Here is a 21,923-nt window from a genome sequence, read left to right as displayed (position 1 = left end):
CGGTTTTATCGCGGGAGAGTTACTCACCACTGTTTTTCTTTAATTTTACGTGCTTTGTGCATTCACTGGATATTATTTACGAAGCATTGCTTCAATAAAATCTTTCCAGTTCCCCAGTTCATGTTCAATCATAACAACCTCTCTTATTATTGTTGCTATATTACAAAACTTGCCGCTGCGTGTGAAGAGAATTTAATCAATCGCTTTGATTACTCCTCCTGATGATCCGCCGTTATGAACCTAATATGCCTAATATGGCTGTGGCATAATGTGACGCTTAGCAATATTCAGAAACATTTACCCGATACGTTGCAGCCTTTGCCTGCTCTGGGGTTGCGCTGCAAACCTGTCAGAAAAATGAAAACTGGATCGCATTCTGAAGGCGCTTGCTGCCCAACTGTTTGATATTGATGTTGCTTATTTCCTGTAAAAAATTAATTAGCAAACTGATTAATTATTAAATTTAATTTAAGGCATATTGAATAAGTCTGGTGAGGGGATGAAATACTGACAAGGCGAACTTTTATTCAATTTGTATCAAGCTGGTTATATTTGTTACACGGCCTCGCCCGAATTACGTTATATTTAGCCTGCTATGGTTTATTTTACACTTTGTTCTAATTATTTGTTTAAGTAACGCTCATAAAGACAAAAGGATTCATGCATGACGATTATGTACGGCATAAAAAACTGTGACACCATCAAAAAAGCGCGCCGCTGGCTGGAGATGCACCAGCCTGACTATCGTTTTCATGATTACCGCGTCGATGGAATAGATGCAGAACTGCTGCATAAATTTATCGCTGAACTGGGCTGGGAAGCGTTGCTGAACACGCGCGGTACAACGTGGCGCAAGCTCGATGAATCCCGTCGCGCAGCGATTACCGATGCGAATTCCGCCGTCGAACTGATGCTGGAGATGCCGGCAATTATCAAACGACCATTGCTCTGCACGCCCGGTAAGCCTATGCTGCTGGGTTTCAGCGAATCCACTTATCAGCAGTATTTCAATGAGGTCCAGTAATATGTCTTGCCCGGTAATTGAGCTGACGCAGCAGCTTATTCGTCGTCCCTCCCTGAGTCCTGATGACGCAGGCTGCCAGGCGTTGCTTATCGAACGTCTGCGCGCCATCGGTTTTACGGTAGAGCGCATGGACTTCGGCGACACGCAGAATTTCTGGGCGTGGCGCGGCAAAGGCGAGACGCTGGCGTTCGCCGGGCATACTGACGTCGTGCCGGCAGGCGATGTTGATCGCTGGATCAATCCGCCTTTTGAACCCACCATTCGCGACGGCATGCTGTTTGGTCGCGGCGCGGCCGATATGAAAGGCTCGCTTGCGGCAATGGTGGTGGCGGCGGAGCGTTTTGTCGCGCAGTACCCACATCACCGCGGTCGGCTGGCTTTTTTAATCACCTCTGACGAAGAAGCGAGCGCGGTTAACGGCACCGTCAAGGTGGTGGAAACGCTGATGGCGCGCAATGAACGGCTGGATTACTGCCTCGTTGGCGAACCTTCCAGCAGCGAAGTGGTTGGCGACGTAGTAAAAAACGGCCGTCGCGGGTCGCTTACCTGCAACCTGACCGTGCATGGCGTGCAGGGGCATGTCGCCTATCCTCATCTGGCGGATAACCCGGTGCACCGCGCCGCTCCAATGCTGAACGAGCTGGTTGCTATCGAATGGGATCAGGGCAACGCCTACTTCCCGCCCACCAGCATGCAAATCGCCAATATTCAGGCCGGTACCGGCAGCAACAACGTTATCCCGGGCGACCTGTTTGTGCAGTTTAACTTCCGCTTCAGCACCCAGGTGACGGCGGAAATTATTCAGCAACGCGTACAGGCGCTGCTGGACAAATACCAGCTGCGCTATACCCTCGACTGGTGGCTCTCCGGGCAGCCGTTCTTAACAGACCGCGGCAAGCTGGTGGATGCGGTAGTAAACGCCGTTCACCACTATAATGAAATCAAACCGCAGTTGCTGACCACAGGCGGCACCTCCGACGGACGCTTTATCGCCCGCATGGGCGCACAGGTCGTCGAACTTGGTCCGGTCAACGCCACCATTCATAAAATCAACGAATGCGTGAAGGCGTCGGATCTGCAACTACTGGCTCGTATGTATCAACGCGTGATGGAGCAGCTTGTCGCCTGACAAGCGCTTCGGCAAAGAGGACAGGCGCATGGAATGGCTTTCTAAATACTGGTGGGTGCTGGTGCTGGTTTTTCTGCTCGGCGTCCTGCTGAACGTCATTAAAGATTTAAAGCGGGTGGACCATAAAAAATTTATGGATAACCGCCCGGAACTCCCGCCGCATCGCGACTTCAACGACAAGTGGGACGATGACGACGACTGGCCGAAAAAGAAATAACTCGCAAGCCCGATAACGTAAAAAGGCAAGCCTGATGGCTTGCCTTTTTTATTACTGCCGCGCTCCGATTTCAGAGCATTTCGATAATGTCGTCATCTTTCGGTTTGCCGCCGCTCAGCGCTTCGTCGAAGTAGTGCTTCGGCACCGTATAACGCAGGTGATCGAGCGCCAGCTGCATGCTGCGGTTATCGATGGCGTGTCCCAGGTCTTCGACGATGTCCAGCGTTACATCGCCGCCCGCGCGAATCAGCGCCTCTTCGGCGGCCTGAGCGTGGCGGGGGTCAATCACCGGGTCCTCTTCGCCGTGAATAAGGTGCACGGTAGTGGCGGTGGTGGCCTCCTCGGGAAGCTCGGCAAAGCGGCCATTGAAGGCGATAACTCTGGCGGCCAGTCCCGGCTGCGCCTTGATGCCTTCCAGCGCCATGATGGCACCCTGTGAAAAGCCAATCAGTGCCGTGGCGCTGGGGTCAACGCCGCTATGCTCTTGCCAGTAACGCACCACGCTCAGAAAAGTCGGCATCACGGCATCAACCCGCTGCTGGCGGTTTTCTTCAGTAACATCCTGAACCGAAAACCACTCCCGTCCCGGCGCAGGGCCGCTTGCGCAAGGACCGCCAATGCTGACGACCAGCGCTTCAGGGAAAAGCGGCGCGAAGTAGCTGCCAATCTCACCCATAGAGACCGGGTTATCGCCCACGCCATGAAACAGCAACAGCAGCTGTTTTGCCGGAGCGACAGGACTTTGCACAATGTAATGTTCGGGTTTCATGGCGGTCTCCTTAGTTAACAGAAGGCAGTCTACGCCTGCCAGAGATAATGACCATGCCATTTAACTGAATGAGTTAGTGGAAAAATTGCAGTTGCAAAACCCACTCTTTTAGCGCCTGCGCGCGCGCCGCATCGAGAGAAGCGAGCGCCATTGCCGCTTCCCGACGCTGAACCGCCAATAGCGCTTTGCGCCCGGAAAGCCGCAGCTGCCGACACAATACGTTTAGCGCCAGGCGCTTTTCCAGCCGTCCCCGCAACGCCAGCAACGGCAAAGAACTGGCGAGCAGCAAACGGTGCAGGCTACCAACAGACGTTTCCAGCGGACGATGGGCCCAGGCAAAACCCGCCAGCTCCCGCCAGTCACTCTCATTAAGGGTAGACGCTTTACCGCTGACAGGCAGCGCTTCCTCCACCCAGGGTTGCAGCCACCCGGCATCACGTTGTAACCGCTGGTGCGCAAGACGGGTGAGCGATTCACCTTCAGGGGTGAGCGGGAATAACGCCATCGCCGTGTAACAACCGCTGCTGGCTTCCCGGTGACTGCCGAAACGCACCAGCGTAAAGCCGCACGCTTGCCAGAAACGCCACAGCTCCGGCGTATAACCAAAACTGACGGAGAGATAGTCGCAGGCGGGCAGATGTCGACGCGCAAACGCCACCAGCGCCTGACCCGCTCCTTCGCGCTGACGAGCCGGGTGCACCGCAATGCGGCTAACGCGCCAGCCTTTCAGCGTCGCCGCCAGCGGATCGCCGCCGTGCGCGGCGAGCGACTGCGCGACCAGATTGCCGCGCGGGCGGCGAAAACCGGCCCAGACGGCCTGGCTCAGCGCGTCGCCTAATCCGCCCTCCTCCACCAGCCACAGCGCGCCTACGGTTTTTTCCGCCGTCGCAGCGGCGATAAAGCGCTGCCCCGGCGCATCCATCATGCGGCGTAAATCCAGCGGCGAGGTGCGGTAATGCGCGCCCGAAAGCAGGCGATAAAGCCCAGCCGCCCGCTCAGGCTGCTGGTCCCAGGCCGTTTGTTCCACCACGCTGCAGTGGATTTCCCCCTGCGGCGCATCGCTAAAATCTTCATCGTCAAATAACAGGGCGCCGGCGATAAAGCGCTCAAGCGGATCGCCCATAGCCCAACGGATCGGGGCGCTTAACGAATACTGGCGCAACTGCGGTACCGAGGCGCAGAACTTTAGCAAGAAGCCGCGTCCGGTGCCTTCGTAGCCCTGAATGGTCGTTGTGAGCAGAACGCGGGGAAAACGGTGAATCAGCTTTCTTAGCACCGGCCCCGGCAGCGCGGCCGCTTCGTCAATAATAAGCCAGTCGGCATGAAGCGAAGGCAGCGCAGCAAGAAGCGCGTCGGGCGCCACAAACTCGAACGCCTCGTTGGCATGCGCGGCGATAACATCGGTCGCCGCGCGGGAAGGCGCCGTCACCAGCCCGGAGCCTGCAAGACGCGCCAGCAGCATGCCCGCCAGCGCCGATTTGCCTCGCCCGCGCGGCGCGGTAACGACCGCCACGCCGGGCGCCATGGTGAGCAGCTCCGTCAGTATTCTCTCCTGCTCCTGCTGCGGAGCGCCGCTGGCGGCTTGCCAGCGTGGGCGTAAGGGAAAAGGTTTCAGTTCGAAGCGCTGATCCTGACGCCAGCACACGACCTCCGCATCGCTTTGCATGCTTCTCTGGAGGTGGTGAATAAAATGCGGCGTGGCGATGGGCTGAGGGCTGTCGCTCCAGCGTGCGGCGTCGCTGTCCGCCTGTTCAGGCCATGCCGTCCAGTCTGGCGTGAGCAACACCAGCCAGCTTCCCGCCTTCAGCGTGCCTGCCAGTACCGCCAGCGCTTCGGCGTCCAGACCGCTTCGCGCGTCAAACACCGCATGGAGAAACTCCTGACCTAAAAGCGTGCGCACCGCGGAAGGCGCGCAATTGACCGGCAGGCCGGGGGCGTTGCCGACCCACAGCCAGTCTCCGGGCAGAGTGCGGGCAAGCGATACGGCCTGCTCTTCGCACCAGGCGTTTTCGCCGCTGATAACTAAAAGACGACGAATACCGCTTTCTGCCATCTCGGCGGCGGCGTGGATCAGGGGCTTCATAGAGCGTCCTTGCGGTTAGCTGCGAAGATTAAAGGCTTTTGCCAAAGGTATTGCACTGCTTCGGATCGCCGCTGTCGAAGCCGCGTTTGAACCAGCTGTAGCGTTGTTCGGAAGTGCCATGGGTAAAGCTGTCCGGCACAACGCGCCCCTGGCTTTGCTGTTGCAGACGGTCGTCGCCAATCGCCTGGGCGGCGTTCAGCGCTTCCTGGATATCACCCGTTTCCAGCACCCCCTGTTGCTGCATATTATGTCCCCAGACGCCTGCAAAGCAGTCCGCCTGCAGTTCCATACGCACGGAGAGGTGGTTCACTTCAGTTTGCGAAGCGTTCTGCTGCATCTGACGCACTTTTGGCTCAATGCCCAGCAGCTTCTGTACGTGATGGCCTACTTCATGCGCAATAACATACCCCTGGGCGAAGTCGCCATCCGCGCCTAGCTTGGTTTTCATTTCGTCATAGAAAGAGAGGTCGATATAGACCGTGCTGTCCGCCGGGCAGTAAAAGGGGCCCATGACGGACTGTCCCGTGCCGCAGCCGGTACGCGTGGCGCCGCGGTACATTACAAGCTTAGGCTGCTGATAGCTGTGGCCCATCTGCTCGAACAGCTGGCCCCAGGTATCCTCCGTTGTGGCGAGAATAACGGAAGTGAATTTCGCCGCTTCATCCTCATCCGGGCTGATAGAGCGGGTCTGGGTTTGCTGCGTCAGCGGCTGACCGCCGGTAAGCAGCGACGTCAGATCCACGCCGTAATAGCCCGCCACCATCACAATAATCAACAGAACAATGCCGCCTTTGCCGCCCGGCAAGCGAAACCCGCCGCCGCCCATCATCGGACCGCCAGGCTGGTTTCTTCTGTCTTCTACATTGTCGCTTTCGCGACGACCCTGCCAACGCATAGCTTTCTCCTTGCTACCAATCGAGTAATAAGGAGATCGTAGGTGGTTAATGGGAGGATTACCATAAGAAAGCGGAGGCAGTGCGCCGGGACGAAGAGGTTTGCGCCCCGGCAGCGAGGGAAACGATTGCCCGGTTAGTCTAGTTTAACGCCAAGACGGCGTGCGACTTCTTCGTAAGCTTCGATAAGCCCGCCGAGGCTCTGACGAAAACGGTCTTTGTCCATTTTGTCCATCGTTTCTTTATCCCACAGGCGCGCGCCATCGGGGGAGAACTCATCGCCCAATACCACTTCGCCTTTATAAAGTCCGAATTCCAGCTTGAAGTCGACCAGAATCAGCCCGGCATCGTCGAACAGTTTTTTCAGCACATCATTCGCTTTGTAAGTCAGCTCTTTCATGCGCGCCAGGTTCTCTTTGCTCACCCAGCCGAACGTTTCGCAGTAAGACTCGTTAACCATCGGGTCATGCATGGCGTCGTTTTTTAAAAAGAGATCGAACAGCGGCGGAGTGAGTTCGATGCCTTCTTCAATACCGAGACGCTTGACCAGCGAACCGGCGGCGCGGTTGCGGATCACGCACTCGACCGGCACCATCTCCAGCTTTTTCACCAGCGATTCGGTATCAGAGAGCAGGCGCTCCATCTGAGTCGGGATGCCCGCATCCGCCAGTTTGGTCATGATGAAGTGGTTGAACTTGTTATTCACCATGCCCTTGCGATCAAACTGTTCAATACGCGCGCCGTCTCCTGCTGACGTATCATTGCGGAATTCGAGCACCAACAGATCCGGATTTTCCGTGCTGTATACGGTTTTCGCTTTGCCACGATACAACTCAGCTTGCTTTTGCATCTTTATTACTCCAGGTAGGGATGACCGCCCGGGCGGCCTGATGATTTAACACAAAAAAGGTTGCGCCCAATTCTACGCACACGTTTGCGTAGAGGGAATAAAAAAGGGCCGGAATCTTCCGGCCCTGCGATTATTTGCTGAATGCGGCCTGGAATACGGCCACCAGCGCATCGTTTTGCGCCTGCGTCAGCGTATGCCCTTTCGGGTCGATAAATTGCAGGCTGCTGCGGTTATCCAGATCGCCGACCTGCAGCTTGTAGTCGCCGCCAGGCAGGTTCGGGTCGCGTGCGCCCAGCGCTTGCCAGTCGCTGTCAGACAGCGGTTTGTACGTCACCGCCAGGCTGCCCTGCGAGCGGGTGGAGTCCGTCACTTTCATGCCCACTTTTTCAAGAGTGGCCGGCAGGCGATTCCAGACGACGTTAAACGGCGCGCGCACCACCAGCACTGGCAGACCGACATCGTCTGCGCCGCTCTGCACGTCGATTTGCGACGCGTTGCGGTTGTCAGCGGCGTTCTGACGCGCGGTTAAGTTCTTATCCAGCCCCGCGGAGATAGCGTTCAGCATCTCGGCGCTGTAGCGCTGCATGGAAGCCGCGTCGCCTACCGGTTTACCGCTCTGCTCCAGATTCAGCAGTTTCACCACCAGCGCCTGCTGGTAACCCTGCGGCTGTACGGTGATTTGATAGCGTCCGCGATACTGCTCGTCTTCATCCGCACGGTTCCACTGTACCCAGTCGGTGGTCAGCGTCTGGCCTGCATCGTCACGTTTGGTGATGGTGTAGTTGTTCGCCTGCACCACGCTGACAACCTGTGGCCAGAGCGAGCCGTTGCGGCCGCTTTCAAGCAGCAGCGTAGAAGTGTCGCCCGTAAACTGGGTGCGACCGCCGTTTACCAGCGCCAGCGGCTGAGCGGGCGGACGAATGTCCAGCGCTTTGCCGACCGGGCCGCTGCCGTTGGTCACGGGGATGTTATAGTCGCCGTTCTGTACCGGTAAAATCATCCCGGCCGGGGCGTGCAGTTCCGCCAGCGGCGCGGCATCGAGATAAGACTCGTCGCCGCTGACCTGACGCTTGTAACGTGAATCGGAACTACAGGCGGCAAGCAGCATCACCAGTGAAACGGTAACCACTTTCGCCACGTGCGACTTCTGTACTGAGTAAGCCATCAAATCTCCCTAAACTTTACAGCAAACCGGCATGCTTAAGCGCCTGGCTGACCGCTTCACGACCTGCGTCGGTGATAGGCGTCATTGGCAGGCGAAGCGTATCGGTCGCCACAAGTCCCAACTCCTTACAGGCCCATTTCACCGGGATCGGATTGGGTTCGACAAATAATTTATAGTGCAGCGGCATCAGGCGCTGGTTAACGCGATGCGCCTCTTTAAACTGCCCCTGAGCGGCAAGTTTGCAAACTTCCGCCATTTCGCGCGCCGCCACGTTTGCGGTAACGGAAATGACGCCATGTCCGCCAAGCTGCATGAAATCCAGCGCGCTGGCGTCATCGCCGCTCAGCAGAATGAACTCATCTGCAACCAGCTCTTTGATCTGGTTAACTCGCGTTAAGTTCCCTGTCGCTTCTTTAATGCCGACAATATTTTTGACTTTCGACAGGCGGCCTACGGTTTCCGGCAGCATATCGCAACCGGTACGGGACGGTACATTGTAGAGGATTTGCGGTAAATCGGTATGTTCAGCGATAGCTTTAAAGTGCTGGAACAGCCCTTCCTGCGTCGGGCGGTTGTAGTAGGGCGTGACGGTCAGACAGCCCACGACGCCGCTGTCGTTGAAACGCTGGGTGAGGCTGATGGCTTCAGAAGTGGCGTTCGCGCCGGTTCCGGCGATAACAGGAATACGCCCGTCCGCCAGCTCAAGCGTCATCATCACTACGTCGCCATGCTCATCATGACTCAGCGTTGCGGATTCACCGGTAGTCCCTACCGAAACGATCGCCGACGTTCCGCTGGCGACATGGTAATCAATCAGTTTTTTCAGGCTCGACCGGCAGACATTACCTTTGTCATCCATCGGTGTGATAAGCGCGACAATACTTCCCGTGAACATTGGCCATCCTCTCCACAAACAAGTGTCACAATGGTACGTTTGGAGTCGTAATAAAAGCAAGCGGCCATGCCGGGCTACGCGGTTGTATGCCGGTTTTTTTTATGCTTTCCTAGAGTTTACTTCACTGCTTCACAGGAATAACCCGTTTGGAACCCTCATCACAGCATTATCTGGTCATCACGGCGCTGGGCGCGGACCGTCCTGGTATCGTCAATACCATCACTCGTCACGTCAGCAGCTGCGGCTGTAATATTGAAGACAGCCGTCTGGCGATGTTGGGTGAAGAGTTCACTTTCATCATGCTGCTTTCCGGCAGCTGGAACGCGATAACCCTGATTGAATCCACGCTGCCGCTCAAGGGCGCCGAGCTTGAACTGCTGATTGTGATGAAGCGCACCGCCGCGCAGGCCCGCGCGCCGATGCCCGCCTCGGTCTGGGTGCAAGTCGAAGTGGCGGATTCGCCGCATCTGATTGAACGTTTCACGGCGCTGTTCGACGCCCATAATATGAATATTGCCGAACTGGTGTCGCGCACGCAGCCGGCAGTGGAGGATAACGCCGCGCAGCTCTATATTCAGATTACCGCGCACAGCCCGGCATCACAGGATGCGACAATTATCGAACAAGCCTTTCGCGACCTATGTACAGAACTAAACGCGCAAGGCACTATTAGCGTGGTGAATTACCCACAGCAAGATGAACAGGATGGAGTGTAGTGATGAATCCACTGAAAGCCGGTGATATCGCACCGAAATTTAGCTTGCCCGATCAGGACGGTGAACAAGTAAATTTGGCCGACTTCCAGGGACAGCGTGTACTGGTCTATTTTTATCCGAAAGCCATGACGCCGGGTTGCACCGTGCAGGCTTGCGGACTGCGCGACAACATGGACGAGTTGAAAAAAGCGGGCGTTGAAGTTTTGGGCGTCAGCACCGACAAACCGGAAAAGCTCTCCCGCTTCGCGGAGAAAGAGCTGCTCAACTTCACGCTGCTCTCCGATGAAGATCATCAGGTCAGCGAAGCGTTCGGCGTCTGGGGTGAAAAGTCTTTTATGGGCAAAACCTATGACGGCATTCATCGCATCAGCTTTTTGATTAACGCTAACGGCGAAGTGGAAAAGGTGTTCGATGATTTCAAAACCAGCAATCACCATGACGTGGTGATGAACTGGCTGAAAGCGAACGCCTGAACCCATGTTATAAAAAAGCCGACCTGAGGTCGGCTTTTTTTATTTCTCTTCCAGCGACATATCATCCGGCCAGGCGTGAACCACGGCTTTAATCAGCGTCGCCAGCGGGATGGCGAAGAAAACGCCCCAGAAGCCCCACAGCCCGCCGAAAATCACGACAGACAGAATAATAACCAACGGATGAAGGTTGACCGCCTCGGAGAAAAGCACCGGCACCAGCAGGTTGCCGTCAAGCCCCTGGATAATGAGGTAAACGGCGAAGCAACTCCAGAACTCGGTGCCGAGCCCAAACTGGAAGAGCGCCACGCAGATAACCGGAATGGTCACCACGAACGCGCCGATATAAGGAATAAGCACCGAGATCCCCACCAGCACCGCCAGCAGCAGCGAGTAGTTGAGGCCGAAGATAAGGAAGCCAATCCAGGTGGCGACGCCAACGACAATCATCTCCAGCACTTTACCGCGAATGTAATTGGTGACCTGCTGGTTCATCTCAACCCACACCTGCCCTGCCAGCCCGCGATTACGCGGCAGCACGCGACGCACCGCATTGAGCAGCTGCTCTTTATCCTTAAGCAGGAAAAAGACCATCAGCGGCACCAGCACCAGATAAATGGCGAGCGTCAACAGCCCCACCAGCGAGGCGAGCGAATATTTCACTACCGAATCGCCCAGCACAGACATGCGGGCGCGCAGGTTTTCCGCCATGGCGTCAATGATGCCGGCATCCGTCAGCGCCGGGTAACGCTTGGGCAACGTCGCGGCGAAATCAGCCAGTTTGTTAAACATGCCAGGCATGTCGCGAATCAGGTAAATCCCCTGCTGCCACGCGACAGGGATCACCACAAAAGCCATCACCAGCACGATGCCGACAAAGAGCACCAGCACAAGCGTGGCCGCGAGCCGGCGCGAGCAGCCGATGCGCTCAAGCCGCACGGTGGGCCATTCCAGTAAGTAAGCGAACACAATCGCGACCAGCAGCGGCGCCAGCAGACCATGCAAAAAGAAGAGGATGCAAAAACCAGCAACCAGAATAACAAGCAGAGCAATGGCTTCCGGGTCGCTGAAGCGACGGCGGTACCACTGCGTTAACAACTCAAGCATAAGACTCCTTCCCCGGCGGAGGAATAGCCGAAAAGTGAAGGGCGAATTGTATCGAAATGTCACAAAAAAGACTGCGATTTTTCACCCGCTCACAAGACAAGCGTTTGTCGGCTGAATATGATTTTCATCACCCTTGATGCAGGCTACACTCCCGAAGCACGGATTTTGCTGAACACATTCAGGCCAGCCCGGTCTTAAAGAGAATTCAGACAAACAGGACAGAGGTTATGTTCAGGCAGTTGAAAACAACACTGGTTGCGACACTCATCGGCGCCATGCTGGCAGGCCAGGCCCTTCCCGCCTATGCGGATTCGGGCGATCAGCTGCCGGATATGGGAACCTCGGCAGGAAGCACGCTCTCCATCGGTCAGGAGATGCAGATGGGCGACTATTATGTTCGCCAGCTGCGCGGCAGCGCGCCGCTTATCAACGACCCGCTGCTGGTGCAGTACATCAACGGCCTGGGGATGCGGCTGGTCTCGCATGCCAACTCGGTAAAGACCCCCTTTCACTTCTTTTTAATCAACAACGACGAAATCAACGCCTTCGCCTTCTTTGGCGGCAATGTGGTGCTGCATTCTGCGCTGTTCCGCTATGCCGATAACGAAAGCCAGCTCGCCTCGGTCATGGCGCATGAAATTTCTCACGTTACCCAGCGCCACCTGGCGCGGGCGATGGAAGATCAAAAGCGCAGCGCGCCGCTGACCTGGGTCGGCGCGCTGGGTTCGATTCTGCTGGCGATGGCGAGCCCGCAGGCGGGGATGGCGGCGCTCACCGGCACGCTCGCCGGTACCCAGCAGGGCGTGATTAGCTTTACGCAGCAAAACGAACAGGAAGCGGATCGCATTGGCATTCAGGTGTTGCAGCGTTCAGGCTTCGACCCGCAAGCGATGCCGACTTTCCTTGAGAAGCTGCTCGACCAGGCGCGCTACTCAACCCGGCCGCCGGAAATTCTGCTGACTCACCCATTGCCGGAAAGCCGTCTCGCCGACGCCCGAAACCGCGCCAACCAGATGCGCCCGGTTGTCACGCAGTCGTCAGAAGATTTCTATATGGCGAAGGTGCGTACGCTCGGCATGTACAATTCGGGGCGCAACCAGTTGACCAGCGACCTGCTGGATGCGCTGGCGAAAGGCAACGTGCGTGAACAGCACGCCGCCCAGTATGGCCGCGCGCTGCAGGCGATGCAGGATAAAAATTTCGCCGAGGCGCGCCGTCAGCTGCAGCCGCTGCTGGCCGCCCAGCCCGGCAGCGCCTGGTATCTCGACCTTTCCACCGATATCGATCTCGGTCTGAACAAAGCGAACGACGCCATTAACCGGCTGAAAACCGCGCCGGATTTAAAAAATAACCCCGTGCTGCAACTGAACCTGGCCAACGCTTATCTGGAAGGCGGCCAGCCTGGCGAAACGGTGAAAATCCTCAACCGCTATACTTTCTCGCATCCGGACGATACCAACGGCTGGGATCTGCTGGCGCAGGCGCAGGCGAAGCTCGGCAACCGCGACCAGGAGCTGGCGGCGCGCGCCGAAGTCATGGCGCTGCTCGGCAAGCTCGACCAGGCCATCAGCCTGCTCAGCGGCGCCAGCTCGCAGGTGAAGCTCGGCAGCCTCCAGCAGGCGCGCTACGACGCCCGTATCGACCAGTTGCGCCAGCTACAGCAGCGCTTCCGCCCTTACGAAAAAATGTAAAAGGAGAAAACATGTCTCAGGACGTGACGATTTATCACAACCCGCGCTGCTCTAAAAGCCGTGAAACGCTGAACCTGTTAAAAGCGCGCGGCGTTGAGCCGCAGGTAGTGCTTTATCTGGATACGCCGCCCGATGCGCAGACGCTGAAAGGGTTATTGCACATGCTCGGCATGAAGAGTCCGCGCGAGCTTATGCGCACCAAAGAAGATTGCTATAAAGAGCTTAAGCTTGCTGATGAAACAAACGACGAAGCGTTGATTGCGGCGATGGTAAATAACCCGAAGCTGATTGAACGCCCGGTTGTGGTTAACAACGGCCAGGCGCGCATTGGCCGCCCGCCGGAGTCAGTGCTGGAAATCCTGTAATCCTCACCTTGTAGCGGGCGCTCTGCCCGCTACAGATTCAGAATCTCTTTGACAAACGGAATGGTCAGCTTGCGCTGGGCGGTAATAGACGCTCTGTCGAGTTGATCAAGCGTCATAAACAGCGTGCGCATCTCGCGATCCAGGCGTTTAAGCAGAAAGCGTCCCACATCTTCCGGCAGCTCAAACCCGCGTAAACGCGCGCGCAGTTGCAGCGCCTGCAGCTTATCGTCATCCGAAAGCGGCTGCAGCTTGTAGATTTGCCCCCAGTCGAGGCGCGAAGCGAGATCCGGCAGATGCAGGTTAAGCTGGCGCGGCGGGCGATCGCCTGTGATCAACAGCCGGGTATTGCCCGACTCCAGGATCCGGTTGTAGAGATTGAAGATAGCCATCTCCCAGGGCTCGTCACCGGCAATGCATTCGATGTTGTCGATACAAACCAGCGAGAGTTGCTCCATTCCTTCCAGCACTTCCGGTACAAACCAGGTGCGCTTATCGAGCGGAACGTAGCCCACGGCGTCGCCGCGCTGGGAAAGCTCGGCGCAGGCGGCGTGCAGCAGGTGGCTGCGACCGGCCCCTTCTCGGGCCCAGAAATAGATATACCCGCTGTGCTCCTGGCGCAGCACGTTCTGTAGCGCGGCTAAAAGCGAAGGATTATCACCCGGCCAGAAACTTGCGAAGGTTTCATCGTCGGGCAGCCAGAGCGGCAAAGAGAGCTGTGCCGGAGTGTTCAGAGGGACCTCTTCAAAGGCTTGCAGAAAAACGCGCTGAGTTTACCACAGAATCGTTTCGCTGTTGAACCGGGCGGATCGCCGCCCGGTATCACGATCAGGAATGTTTTTCAGCCTGCTCATCCGCGTCCAGCACCACCTCTTCCGGGCGCAACACGCTGATAAGTTTGAAAATAAGGCTCAGGCCTACACCGACGATAGTCGCCAGGGCCATGCCTTTCAACTCCGCCGCGCCGACATGCACTTTCGCACCGCTCACGCCAATAATCAGAATCACGGAGGTCAGGATCAGGTTCTGCGCTTTGCTGTAATCGACTTTGGATTCGATCAGCACGCGGATGCCGGAGGCGCCAATTACGCCGTAAAGCAGCAGCGAAACACCGCCCATCACCGGCACCGGGATTATCTGAATCGCCGCGGCCAGCTTGCCTACGCACGAGAGCAGAATGGCGATAATAGCCGCGCCGCCGATAACCCAGGTGCTGTAAACGCGGGTGATGGCCATTACGCCGATGTTCTCACCATAAGTGGTGTTCGGCGTGGAGCCGAAGAAACCGGAAATCATGGTGGAGAAACCGTTGGCGAACATCGAGCGGTGCAGGCCCGGGTCGCGCAGCAGATCTTTCTTCACAATGTTCGCCGTCACCACCAGATGACCGACGTGTTCGGCGATAACCACCAGCGCCGCAGGCAGAATGGTAAAGATGGCGAACCATTCAAAACGCGGGGTGTAGAACGTCGGCAATGCAAACCAGTGCGCCTGCTGGATAGGCGCGGTGTCCACAACGCCCAGCGCAAAAGAGAGCGCGTAGCCCGCCAGCACGCCAATCAAAATCGGGATAATGGCGAGGAAACCGCGGAACAGCACGGAGCCGAATACCGTTACCGCCAGCGTTACCAGCGAGATGGTGATAGTCGTGGAGTCCGCCGTCTGTCCTTGCGCCGGCAGCAAGCCTGCCATGTTGGCGGCGACGCCCGCCAGCTCAAGGCCGATAACGGCGACGATGGCGCCCATCGCCGCAGGCGGGAACATCACATCCAGCCAGCCGGTTCCCGCTTTTTTCACGATCAGCGCCACCAGGCAAAAGAGCGCGCCGCAGACGATAAAGCCGCCCAGCGCCATCTCATAACCGAGCGGCAGCAGCAGCAGCACCGGTGAGATAAAGGCAAAGCTTGAGCCCAGATAAGCGGGAATTTTTCCTTTACAGATAAAGAGATAAAGCAGCGTACCGATGCCGTTGAACAGCAGCACGGTAGCCGGGTTAATATGAAACAGGATTGGCACCAGCACGGTAGCGCCAAACATGGCGAACAGGTGCTGCAAACTAAGCGGGATAGTCTGTAAAAGCGGCGGTCTTTCACTTACCCCGATAGCACGGCGCGTCATAGTGTTTTCCTCAAGTGTCGTTGTGTGCAAATGTTATGTTGCTGGACCAAAAAAAAGCCGACTATCAAAGTCGGCTCATTTTTTATTTCGTACCAAATATCTTGTCGCCCGCATCGCCGAGGCCCGGAATAATGTATCCGTGCTCATTCAGTCCTTTGTCGATGGAAGCGGTGTAAAGCTCAACGTCCGGATGCGCTTTTTCCAGCGCCGCGATGCCTTCCGGCGCCGCTACCAGCACCAGCACTTTGATGCTGCTGCAGCCCGCTTTTTTCAGCAGATCGATGGTGGCTATCATCGAACCGCCGGTCGCCAGCATCGGGTCGACCACCAGCGCCATGCGCTCGTCGATATTCGAAACCAGTTTCTGGAAGTAAGGCACCGGCTCAAGCGTGGTTTCGTCACGGTAGATGCCTACCACGCTAATGCGCGCGCTCGGCACGTGCTCCAGCACCCCTTCCATCATGCCAAGCCCGGCGCGAAGGATAGGCACGACCGTAATCTTCTTACCTTTAATCTGTTCAATTTCCACCGGGCCATTCCAGCCTTCGATGGTTACTTTTTCGGTAGCCAGGTCGGAGGTCGCTTCGTAGGTCAGCAGGCTCCCGACTTCAGAGGCGAGTTCACGAAAGCGTTTGGTGCTGATGTCATGCTCGCGCATCAGGCCAAGCTTGTGTTTGACGAGTGGGTGTTTCACTTCCACGATCTTCATACTCTTTCTCCCCAGAAAAGTGGCTACCACAAAAAAAATCGCCGGATTATACCGCTTTTTCAAGCGCGCGCCATACGTAATGGGCTTGATCGCGATCAAGCGAACGGGAATCAGTCAGCCAAAGGCAGAAGCGCTTTCTCAAAGAGAAGGGGATAGCAAACGTTTGCCTTGGCTGTTAGAATTGCCGCGTTTTCTCTTATACCACCAACCGCAACCGCGTGGGGATTGTGCAGTGACCGATAAAACCTCTCTCAGCTATAAAGACGCCGGTGTAGATATTGACGCAGGCAACGCTCTGGTTGACCGCATCAAAGGCGTAGTGAAAAAGACCCGCCGCCCGGAAGTGATGGGTGGACTGGGCGGATTCGGCGCGCTGTGCGCTCTGCCGCAAAAATATCGCGAGCCCGTGCTGGTCTCCGGCACTGACGGCGTCGGCACTAAGCTGCGCCTGGCGATGGATCTGAAGCGTCACGACACAATCGGTATCGACCTTGTCGCCATGTGCGTTAACGATCTGGTGGTTCAGGGCGCCGAGCCGCTCTTTTTCCTCGACTATTACGCGACCGGCAAACTGGACGTGGAGACGGCTTCCAGCGTGATTAGCGGCATCGCCGAAGGCTGCCTGCAATCGGGTTGCGCGCTGGTAGGCGGCGAAACCGCCGAAATGCCGGGCATGTATCACGGCGAAGATTACGACGTCGCCGGTTTTTGCGTGGGCGTGGTTGAAAAATCTGAAATTATCGACGGTGCAAAAGTGGCGGATGGCGATGTGCTGATAGCCCTTGGCTCCAGCGGCCCGCACTCCAACGGCTATTCGCTGGTGCGCAAAATCCTTGAGGTGAGCGGCGCGGACCCGCAAGCTACCGAACTGGAAGGCAAACCGCTGGCGGATCACCTGCTGGCGCCGACGCGCATTTATGTCAAATCCGTGCTGGAGCTGATTGAGAAAGTCGATGTACATGCTATCGCCCACCTGACAGGCGGCGGCTTCTGGGAGAATATTCCGCGCGTGCTGCCGGATAACACCCAGGCCGTTATCGACGAGTCGTCATGGCAGTGGCCGGCGGTGTTTACCTGGCTGCAGCAGGCGGGCAATGTTAGCCGTCACGAGATGTATCGCACCTTCAACTGCGGCGTCGGCATGGTTATCGCCCTGCCCGCCTCTGAGGTGGACAGCGCGCTGCAACTGCTCAACAGCAAAGGTGAAAAGGCGTGGAAAATCGGTATCATCAACGCTTCTGATTCCGAACAGCGCGTGGTTATTGAGTAATGAAAAACATCGTGGTGCTTATTTCCGGCAACGGAAGCAATCTGCAGGCGATTATCGACGCCTGCGAGACAAAGCGGATTAACGGCGCCATTAAAGCGGTGTTCAGCAATAAGGCCGACGCGTTCGGCCTTGAGCGCGCGCGCGAGGCGGGCATTCCCGCCCATGCGCTGACAGCGGCGCAGTTCGCCAGCCGCGAAGCTTTCGACCGCGAGCTTATGCAGGAGATCGACGCCTACGCACCTGACCTCGTGGTGCTGGCAGGCTATATGCGCATCCTCAGTCCCGATTTTGTCGCGCGCTATCAGGGGCGGCTTATCAATATTCACCCTTCCCTGCTGCCGAAGTATCCGGGCCTGCATACGCACCGCCAGGTGCTGGAAAACGGCGACGAAGAGCACGGCACCTCGGTACATTTCGTCACCGACGAACTTGACGGCGGGCCGGTTATTTTGCAGGCGAAAGTGCCGGTTTTCCCGGGCGACACGGAAGAGGAGATAACCGCCCGCGTGCAGCATCAGGAACACGCCATTTACCCGCTGGTAGTAAGCTGGTATGTCGACGGACGTCTGGCGATGCGCGACGGCGCCGCCTGGCTGGACGGACTCCCGCTTCCCGCTCAGGGACACGCTGCAGACGAATGATAAAAAGGGCCAAATGGCCCTTTTTTCAATATGTTCAGTCCATTTTCGGCAGGCCGCGCGCTTTCTTGTCATACTTCTCTGGCACAGTTGGACATCGTGCGGCAATGCTCGCCATAATAGCGGCTGAGACGGATTTGCCACGTCCCGAGTGAATAAACCGGAGTGTGAGTAGTAATGGGTCAGGAAAAGCTATATATCGAAAAAGAACTGAGTTGGCTCTCTTTCAACGAGCGCGTGCTCCAGGAGGCGGCGGACAAAAGCAATCCGCTGATTGAGCGCATGCGTTTTTTAGGGATTTACTCCAACAACCTTGATGAGTTTTACAAGGTACGCTTCGCGGAACTCAAGCGCCGTATCATCATCAGCGAAGAGCAGGGTTCACACTCACATTCCCGCCACCTGCTAGGCAAGATCCAGTCCCGCGTGTTGAAAGCGGATCAGGAGTTTGACGGCCTGTATAACGATCTGCTCCTGGAGATGGCGCGCAATCAAATTTTCCTCATTAACGAAAGACAGCTTTCTGAGAATCAGCAAACCTGGCTGCGCCATTATTTCAAACATTATCTGCGCCAGCACATTACCCCTACGCTTATCAACCGCGACACCGATCTCGTTCAGTTTCTGAAAGACGATTACACCTATCTGGCGGTGGAGATTATTCGCGGCGATGAAATCCGCTATGCGCTGCTTGAGATCCCCTCTGACAAAGTACCGCGCTTCGTCAACCTGCCGCCGGAAGCGCCGCGTCGACGTAAGCCGATGATACTTCTGGATAATATCCTGCGATTCTGTCTGGAAGACATCTTTAAGGGCTTTTTCGATTACGACGCGCTCAACGCTTACTCCATGAAAATGACGCGCGACGCCGAGTACGATTTAGTGCATGAAATGGAGTCGAGCCTGCTGGAACTCATGTCGTCAAGCCTCAAGCAGCGTTTGACCGCTGAGCCGGTACGCTTTGTTTATCAACGCGATATGCCGGACGCGATGGTAGAAATGTTGCGTCAGAAGCTCTCTATTTCTCGCTACGACTCGATTATTCCAGGCGGCCGTTATCACAACTTCAAAGACTTCATCAGCTTCCCGAATGTCGGCAAAGCGAACCTGGTGAACAAGCCGCTGCCGCGCCTGCGTCATATCTGGTTTGATAAATTCCGCAACGGCTTTGACGCCATCCGCGAGCGCGACGTGCTGCTCTACTACCCCTACCACACTTTCGAACATGTGCTGGAGCTACTGCGCCAGGCGTCGTTCGACCCAAGCGTGCTGGCGATTAAGATCAACATCTACCGCGTGGCGAAAGATTCCCGCATCATCGACTCCATGATCCATGCGGCGCACAACGGCAAAAAAGTGACGGTGGTGGTGGAGCTTCAGGCGCGCTTTGATGAAGAAGCGAATATCCACTGGGCGAAACGCCTCACCGAGGCGGGCGTGCATGTTATTTTCTCCGCGCCCGGGCTTAAAATTCACGCCAAACTGTTCCTTATCTCCCGTAAAGAGGGAGAGGAAGTGGTGCGTTACGCCCATATCGGCACTGGTAACTTTAACGAGAAAACCGCGCGCATTTATACCGACTACTCGCTGCTGACCGCCGATGCGCGCATCACCAACGAGGTGCGCCGCGTCTTTAATTTTATCGAGAACCCCTATCGCCCGGTGAGCTTCGACTACCTGCTGGTGTCGCCGCAAAACTCTCGCCGCCTGCTTTATGAGATGATAGACACCGAGATCGCTAATGCGCAGCAGGGCTTGCCTGCCGGCATTACGCTTAAGCTAAATAACCTCGTCGATAAAGGTCTGGTGGACCGGCTTTACGCCGCTTCGAGCGCCGGCGTGCCGGTAAACCTGCTGATTCGCGGTATGTGCTCGCTTCTCCCGCAGCTGGAAGGGCTGAGTGATAATATTCGTGTTATCAGCATCGTGGACCGCTACCTCGAGCACGATCGCATTTATATCTTCGAGCGCGGCGGCGATAAGCAGGTTTATCTTTCTTCCGCAGACTGGATGACGCGCAACATCGATTACCGTATCGAAGTTGCCGCGCCGTTGCTTGATCCTCGACTCAAGCAGCGGATCCTGGATATTATCGACATCTTGTTCAGCGATACGGTGAAAGCCCGTATTATCGATAAAGAACTGAGCAATCGCTACGTGCCGCGCGGCAATCGCCGGAAAGTGCGCGCGCAGCTGGCGATTTACGACTATCTCAAATCACTCGAGCAACCTGACTGATACTCTATGCCGATAAACTCACAAGCTCCGCGACCGCAGGAATTCGCTGCGGTCGACCTCGGCTCTAACAGCTTCCATATGGTCATCGCCCGCGTTGTGGATGGCGCGATGCAAATCATCGGACGACTGAAACAGCGTGTGCATCTGGCCGACGGGCTGGACGCCAATAATATGCTGACGGAGGAGGCCATGGAGCGCGGCCTCTCCTGCCTTTCGCTCTTTGCCGAACGGTTGCAGGGCTTCTCGCCCGCTAACGTCTGCATTGTTGGCACCCATACCTTGCGTCAGGCAGTTAACGCGCCGGAGTTTCTTAAGCGCGCTGAACAGGTTATCCCCTACCCCATTGAAATCATTTCGGGCAATGAAGAAGCGCGCCTGATTTTTATGGGCGTGGAGCATACGCAGCCGGAGCGCGGCCGCAAGCTGGTTATTGATATCGGCGGCGGCTCGACGGAACTGGTTATCGGTGAAGATTTCGAGCCGCAGCTGGTGGAAAGCCGCCGGATGGGGTGCGTGAGTTTTGCGCAGCATTTCTTCGCCAATGGCGAGATAACGCCGGATAATTTCCGTCGCGCTCGTCTTGCGGCGGTGCAAAAGCTGGAAAGCCTCGCCTGGCAGTATCGCCTGCACGGCTGGAGCGTGGCGCTCGGCGCTTCGGGCACCATCAAAGCAGCGCACGAAGTGCTGCTGGCGATGGGCGAAAAAGACGGGCTTATCACGCCCGATCGCCTGGATAAGCTGCGTGATGAAGTGCTGAATTATAAAAGCTTCGCTTCTCTGACGCTGCCAGGGCTGTCGGAAGAGCGCAAGGCGGTATTCGTGCCGGGGCTGGCGATTTTGTGCGGCGTGTTCGACGCGCTGGCGATTCGCGAATTGCGTCTTTCCGACGGCGCGCTGCGCGAAGGCGTGCTGTATGAGATGGAAGGCCGTTTCCGCCATCAGGATATCCGCAGCCGCACCGCGCAAAGCCTTGCGAACCAGTACCATATTGACCGTGAACAGGCGCGTCGCGTACTGGATACCACCACGCTAATGTATGAGCAGTGGCAGGCGCAAAACGCCAAACTGGCCAACCCGCAGCTGGCGGCGCTGCTGAAGTGGGCGACAATGCTGCATGAGGTGGGCCTTACCATCAACCACAGCGGCATGCACCGCCACTCCGCCTATATTTTGCAGCACAGCGACCTGCCGGGCTTTACGCAGGAGCAGCAGGCTTTAATGGCGACGCTGGTGCGCTTTCACCGTAAGGCTGTCAAGCTCGATGAGCTACCCCGCTTTACGCTCTTTAAGAAAAAGCAGTATCTGCCGCTGATTCAGATCCTGCGTCTTGGCGTGTTGCTCAACAACCAGCGCCAGGCTACCACTACCCCGCCGACGCTGGTTCTTGAAACAGACGATAGCCACTGGACGCTGCGCTTCCCGCATGACTGGTTCAGCCAGAACGCGCTGGTGATGCTTGACCTTGAGCGCGAGCAGCAGTACTGGGAAGGGGTTACGGGCTGGCGGCTGACCATCGAAGAAGAGGCCAGCCCGGAAGTGGCGGCCTGATTCTTTTGAGAGGAGCGCATACGCGCTCCTT

Annotated in this window: 22 protein-coding genes; 11 read left to right on the top strand and 11 right to left on the bottom strand. The window is 56.7% G+C overall.

Annotated features, from left to right (window positions below; genetic code table 11):
• Positions 1-72: 72 nt before the first annotated feature.
• Positions 73-132, bottom strand: a complete 60-nt coding sequence (ypfM, locus tag MT962_RS16660) for a protein YpfM (protein ID WP_100207200.1) — start codon at positions 130-132, stop codon at positions 73-75.
• Positions 133-664: 532 nt separating this feature from the next.
• On the opposite strand from ypfM, the gene MT962_RS16655 reads away from it, so the two are divergent.
• The 3 genes from MT962_RS16655 to MT962_RS16645 are packed head-to-tail and all read left to right on the top strand — an operon-like array spanning position 665 to position 2,370.
• A complete protein-coding gene (locus MT962_RS16655; protein ID WP_024561443.1) occupies positions 665-1,024 on the top strand; it encodes an ArsC family reductase in 360 nt (119 codons plus the stop codon).
• Position 1,025: 1 nt separating this feature from the next.
• Positions 1,026-2,153, top strand: a complete 1,128-nt coding sequence (gene dapE, locus MT962_RS16650) for a succinyl-diaminopimelate desuccinylase (protein ID WP_024558703.1) — start codon at positions 1,026-1,028, stop codon at positions 2,151-2,153.
• A 28-nt stretch (positions 2,154-2,181) separates the two neighbouring features.
• Positions 2,182-2,370: a YpfN family protein gene (locus MT962_RS16645; protein WP_024558704.1), complete on the top strand. Its 189-nt coding sequence runs from the start codon at positions 2,182-2,184 to the stop codon at positions 2,368-2,370.
• A gap of 70 nt (positions 2,371-2,440) precedes the next feature.
• Here MT962_RS16645 and ypfH read toward each other — a convergent pair whose 3' ends face one another.
• From ypfH to dapA, 6 genes are all read right to left on the bottom strand, one after another.
• Entirely contained in the window at positions 2,441-3,139 is a 699-nt protein-coding gene (gene ypfH / locus MT962_RS16640) for an esterase (protein ID WP_024558705.1), read from the bottom strand.
• 73 nt (positions 3,140-3,212) lie between these two features.
• On the bottom strand, positions 3,213-5,222 hold the full coding sequence (locus MT962_RS16635) for a GNAT family N-acetyltransferase (protein WP_247366080.1): 2,010 nt from the start codon (positions 5,220-5,222) through the stop codon (positions 3,213-3,215).
• 28 nt (positions 5,223-5,250) lie between these two features.
• A complete protein-coding gene (locus MT962_RS16630; RefSeq protein WP_024558707.1) occupies positions 5,251-6,117 on the bottom strand; it encodes a neutral zinc metallopeptidase in 867 nt (288 codons plus the stop codon).
• A gap of 134 nt (positions 6,118-6,251) precedes the next feature.
• The gene (purC, locus tag MT962_RS16625; protein WP_024558708.1) at positions 6,252-6,965 is read right to left on the bottom strand and encodes a phosphoribosylaminoimidazolesuccinocarboxamide synthase; all 714 of its coding nucleotides are present in this window, start codon (positions 6,963-6,965) and stop codon (positions 6,252-6,254) included.
• A gap of 130 nt (positions 6,966-7,095) precedes the next feature.
• Positions 7,096-8,130, bottom strand: a complete 1,035-nt coding sequence (gene bamC / locus MT962_RS16620; RefSeq protein ID WP_024558709.1) for an outer membrane protein assembly factor BamC — start codon at positions 8,128-8,130, stop codon at positions 7,096-7,098.
• 16 nt (positions 8,131-8,146) lie between these two features.
• Positions 8,147-9,025 (bottom strand): 4-hydroxy-tetrahydrodipicolinate synthase, encoded by an 879-nt coding sequence (gene dapA, locus MT962_RS16615; RefSeq protein ID WP_024558710.1) that lies wholly within the window; start codon positions 9,023-9,025, stop codon positions 8,147-8,149.
• 146 nt (positions 9,026-9,171) lie between these two features.
• Between dapA and MT962_RS16610 the strand changes: the two genes are divergently transcribed.
• Complete coding sequence (locus tag MT962_RS16610; protein WP_024558711.1) at positions 9,172-9,741, top strand: glycine cleavage system transcriptional repressor; 570 nt, start codon at positions 9,172-9,174, stop codon at positions 9,739-9,741.
• 2 nt (positions 9,742-9,743) lie between these two features.
• Positions 9,744-10,214, top strand: a complete 471-nt coding sequence (gene bcp / locus MT962_RS16605; RefSeq protein WP_024558712.1) for a thioredoxin-dependent thiol peroxidase — start codon at positions 9,744-9,746, stop codon at positions 10,212-10,214.
• A gap of 39 nt (positions 10,215-10,253) precedes the next feature.
• Here bcp and MT962_RS16600 read toward each other — a convergent pair whose 3' ends face one another.
• Entirely contained in the window at positions 10,254-11,318 is a 1,065-nt protein-coding gene (locus MT962_RS16600) for an AI-2E family transporter (RefSeq protein WP_024558713.1), read from the bottom strand.
• Positions 11,319-11,545: 227 nt separating this feature from the next.
• Between MT962_RS16600 and bepA the strand changes: the two genes are divergently transcribed.
• Both bepA and arsC read left to right on the top strand, forming a co-directional pair.
• Positions 11,546-13,009: a beta-barrel assembly-enhancing protease gene (gene bepA, locus MT962_RS16595; RefSeq protein ID WP_024558714.1), complete on the top strand. Its 1,464-nt coding sequence runs from the start codon at positions 11,546-11,548 to the stop codon at positions 13,007-13,009.
• An 11-nt stretch (positions 13,010-13,020) separates the two neighbouring features.
• Positions 13,021-13,374, top strand: a complete 354-nt coding sequence (arsC, locus tag MT962_RS16590) for an arsenate reductase (glutaredoxin) (RefSeq protein WP_024558715.1) — start codon at positions 13,021-13,023, stop codon at positions 13,372-13,374.
• Positions 13,375-13,403: 29 nt separating this feature from the next.
• Here the strand turns inward: arsC and MT962_RS16585 are convergent, their stop codons facing one another.
• The 3 genes from MT962_RS16585 to upp form a co-directional block, all read right to left on the bottom strand.
• Positions 13,404-14,105, bottom strand: coding sequence for a DnaA inactivator Hda (locus MT962_RS16585; protein ID WP_024555087.1), 702 nt, complete (start codon positions 14,103-14,105; stop codon positions 13,404-13,406).
• A 94-nt stretch (positions 14,106-14,199) separates the two neighbouring features.
• Entirely contained in the window at positions 14,200-15,489 is a 1,290-nt protein-coding gene (gene uraA, locus MT962_RS16580) for a uracil permease (RefSeq protein WP_024558716.1), read from the bottom strand.
• Between the two features lie 82 nt (positions 15,490-15,571).
• On the bottom strand, positions 15,572-16,198 hold the full coding sequence (gene upp, locus MT962_RS16575; RefSeq protein WP_247366079.1) for a uracil phosphoribosyltransferase: 627 nt from the start codon (positions 16,196-16,198) through the stop codon (positions 15,572-15,574).
• A 232-nt stretch (positions 16,199-16,430) separates the two neighbouring features.
• Here upp and purM point away from each other — a divergent pair, with 232 nt between their 5' ends.
• From purM to ppx, 4 genes are all read left to right on the top strand, one after another.
• Positions 16,431-17,468: a phosphoribosylformylglycinamidine cyclo-ligase gene (gene purM, locus MT962_RS16570; RefSeq protein WP_024558718.1), complete on the top strand. Its 1,038-nt coding sequence runs from the start codon at positions 16,431-16,433 to the stop codon at positions 17,466-17,468.
• On the top strand, positions 17,468-18,109 hold the full coding sequence (gene purN / locus MT962_RS16565) for a phosphoribosylglycinamide formyltransferase (protein ID WP_024558719.1): 642 nt from the start codon (positions 17,468-17,470) through the stop codon (positions 18,107-18,109). Before purM ends, purN begins: the two co-directional genes overlap by 1 nt.
• A 174-nt stretch (positions 18,110-18,283) precedes the next feature.
• Positions 18,284-20,344: a polyphosphate kinase 1 gene (gene ppk1, locus MT962_RS16560; protein WP_024558720.1), complete on the top strand. Its 2,061-nt coding sequence runs from the start codon at positions 18,284-18,286 to the stop codon at positions 20,342-20,344.
• Between the two features lie 6 nt (positions 20,345-20,350).
• A complete protein-coding gene (ppx, locus tag MT962_RS16555; RefSeq protein ID WP_024560304.1) occupies positions 20,351-21,892 on the top strand; it encodes an exopolyphosphatase in 1,542 nt (513 codons plus the stop codon).
• The last annotated feature ends 31 nt before the right edge of the window (positions 21,893-21,923 follow it).

The sequence above is a fragment of the Franconibacter sp. IITDAS19 genome (assembly GCF_023079515.1).
In the GTDB taxonomy this organism is placed as follows: Bacteria; Pseudomonadota; Gammaproteobacteria; order Enterobacterales; family Enterobacteriaceae; genus Franconibacter; species Franconibacter pulveris.
This window is presented reverse-complemented; position numbering and strand designations above follow the sequence as displayed.

What these genes read in the sequence shown, in the direction of transcription:
- MT962_RS16655 (WP_024561443.1), top strand. Translation starts at nt 665, where the DNA reads ATGACGATTATGTACGGCATAAAAAACTGTGACACCATCAAAAAAGCG.
- dapE (WP_024558703.1), top strand. Translation starts at nt 1,026, where the DNA reads ATGTCTTGCCCGGTAATTGAGCTGACGCAGCAGCTTATTCGTCGTCCC.
- MT962_RS16645 (WP_024558704.1), top strand. Translation starts at nt 2,182, where the DNA reads ATGGAATGGCTTTCTAAATACTGGTGGGTGCTGGTGCTGGTTTTTCTG.
- ypfH (WP_024558705.1), bottom strand. Translation starts at nt 3,139, where the DNA reads ATGAAACCCGAACATTACATTGTGCAAAGTCCTGTCGCTCCGGCAAAA.
- MT962_RS16635 (WP_247366080.1), bottom strand. Translation starts at nt 5,222, where the DNA reads ATGAAGCCCCTGATCCACGCCGCCGCCGAGATGGCAGAAAGCGGTATT.
- MT962_RS16630 (WP_024558707.1), bottom strand. Translation starts at nt 6,117, where the DNA reads ATGCGTTGGCAGGGTCGTCGCGAAAGCGACAATGTAGAAGACAGAAGA.
- purC (WP_024558708.1), bottom strand. Translation starts at nt 6,965, where the DNA reads ATGCAAAAGCAAGCTGAGTTGTATCGTGGCAAAGCGAAAACCGTATAC.
- bamC (WP_024558709.1), bottom strand. Translation starts at nt 8,130, where the DNA reads ATGGCTTACTCAGTACAGAAGTCGCACGTGGCGAAAGTGGTTACCGTT.
- dapA (WP_024558710.1), bottom strand. Translation starts at nt 9,025, where the DNA reads ATGTTCACGGGAAGTATTGTCGCGCTTATCACACCGATGGATGACAAA.
- bcp (WP_024558712.1), top strand. Translation starts at nt 9,744, where the DNA reads ATGAATCCACTGAAAGCCGGTGATATCGCACCGAAATTTAGCTTGCCC.
- MT962_RS16600 (WP_024558713.1), bottom strand. Translation starts at nt 11,318, where the DNA reads ATGCTTGAGTTGTTAACGCAGTGGTACCGCCGTCGCTTCAGCGACCCG.
- bepA (WP_024558714.1), top strand. Translation starts at nt 11,546, where the DNA reads ATGTTCAGGCAGTTGAAAACAACACTGGTTGCGACACTCATCGGCGCC.
- arsC (WP_024558715.1), top strand. Translation starts at nt 13,021, where the DNA reads ATGTCTCAGGACGTGACGATTTATCACAACCCGCGCTGCTCTAAAAGC.
- uraA (WP_024558716.1), bottom strand. Translation starts at nt 15,489, where the DNA reads ATGACGCGCCGTGCTATCGGGGTAAGTGAAAGACCGCCGCTTTTACAG.
- upp (WP_247366079.1), bottom strand. Translation starts at nt 16,198, where the DNA reads ATGAAGATCGTGGAAGTGAAACACCCACTCGTCAAACACAAGCTTGGC.
- purN (WP_024558719.1), top strand. Translation starts at nt 17,468, where the DNA reads ATGAAAAACATCGTGGTGCTTATTTCCGGCAACGGAAGCAATCTGCAG.
- ppk1 (WP_024558720.1), top strand. Translation starts at nt 18,284, where the DNA reads ATGGGTCAGGAAAAGCTATATATCGAAAAAGAACTGAGTTGGCTCTCT.
- ppx (WP_024560304.1), top strand. Translation starts at nt 20,351, where the DNA reads ATGCCGATAAACTCACAAGCTCCGCGACCGCAGGAATTCGCTGCGGTC.